The sequence below is a fragment of the Streptococcus sp. HSISS3 genome (assembly GCF_000448605.1).
In the GTDB taxonomy this organism is placed as follows: Bacteria; Bacillota; Bacilli; order Lactobacillales; family Streptococcaceae; genus Streptococcus; species Streptococcus raffinosi.
Genome location: NZ_CM002130.1, coordinates 1,678,815 through 1,680,056, shown reverse-complemented (window position 1 = coordinate 1,680,056; position 1,242 = coordinate 1,678,815). Strand labels below are relative to the sequence as shown.

Annotated in this window: 2 pseudogenes; one reads left to right on the top strand and one right to left on the bottom strand. The window is 43.8% G+C overall.

Annotated elements, in window-relative coordinates:
- Positions 1-222 (bottom strand): annotated as a pseudogene (locus HSISS3_RS12525) (hypothetical protein); the annotation flags it as partial.
- A gap of 28 nt (positions 223-250) precedes the next feature.
- On the opposite strand from HSISS3_RS12525, the pseudogene HSISS3_RS11995 reads away from it, so the two are divergent.
- Positions 251-1,242 (top strand): annotated as a pseudogene (locus HSISS3_RS11995) (accessory Sec-dependent LPXTG-anchored adhesin); the annotation flags it as partial.

Genomic DNA, 1,242 nt, shown 5'->3' with positions numbered 1-1,242 from the left:
GTCAAATTCTATTTCGGCTTCAGAAAGTGCTTCAGTAAGTGAGTCACAATCCGAGTCCAACTCAATTTCGGCTTCAGAAAGTGCTTCAGTAAGTGAGTCACAATCCGAGTCCAACTCTCTTTCAGCATCAGAAAGTGCCTCAGTAAGTGAGTCCCAATCGGAATCCAACTCTCTTTCAGCATCAGAAAGTGCCTCAGTGTCTGAGTCACAGTCTTTATCCAATTCCCTTTCAGCGTCAGAGAGTGCTTCAGTGTCTGAATCACAATCAGAATCTAACTCTCTTTCAGCGTCAGAAAGTGCATCAGTTTCAACAAGTCAATCTGTTTCAAATTCAGTGGTTTCTTCATTGAGTATTTCGGCTTTTGAAAGCTTGTCACAAGCATTTAGTGCGTCAATTTCGACAATTCTTTCAACAGTTGATTCTATTTCGAAATCAGCATCAAGCTTTATTTCTACAAGTGAGTCACTCTCAACGTCTGCTTCGACATCATTGAGTACATCCGGATCATTAAGTGCGTCAGTTTCGTCAAGTGAATCAATGTCACTCAGCGAGTCAGCAAGTACCAGTGCCTCAGTTTCAACGAGTCAGTCAGTATCTAACTCATTGTCATCGTCATTAAGTGCGTCAGTTTCGTCAAGTGAGTCAACGTCACTTAGTGAGTCATCAAGTACCAGTGCTTCAGTTTCAACGAGCCAGTCAGTATCTAACTCATTATCATCGTCATTAAGTGCGTCAGTCTCAACCAGTGAATCAATGTCACTCAGTGAGTCATCAAGTACGAGCGTTTCAGTTTCAACGAGTCAGTCAGTATCTAACTCATTGTCATCGTCATTAAGTGCTTCAGTCTCAACCAGTGAATCAATGTCACTCAGCGAGTCATCAAGTACAAGTGCCTCAGTTTCAACGAGCCAGTCAGTCTCAACTTCTGTTTCCGCTTCATTAAGTGCGTCAGTCTCAACCAGTGAATCAATGTCACTCAGCGAGTCATCAAGTACCAGTGCCTCAGTATCAACGAGTCAGTCAGTCTCAACTTCAGTTTCAGCGTCGGTAAGTGCCTCAGTTTCAACGAGTCAGTCCGTCTCAACGTCAGTCTCTGACTCGCAAAGCACAAGCGCCTCAGTTTCAACGAGTCAGTCCATCTCAACGTCAGTCTCTGAATCACAAAGCACAAGCGCTTCAATCTCAACGAGCCAATCGGTTTCTGATTCATTGAGCGTCTCAGAATCAGAAAGTGCAAGCAC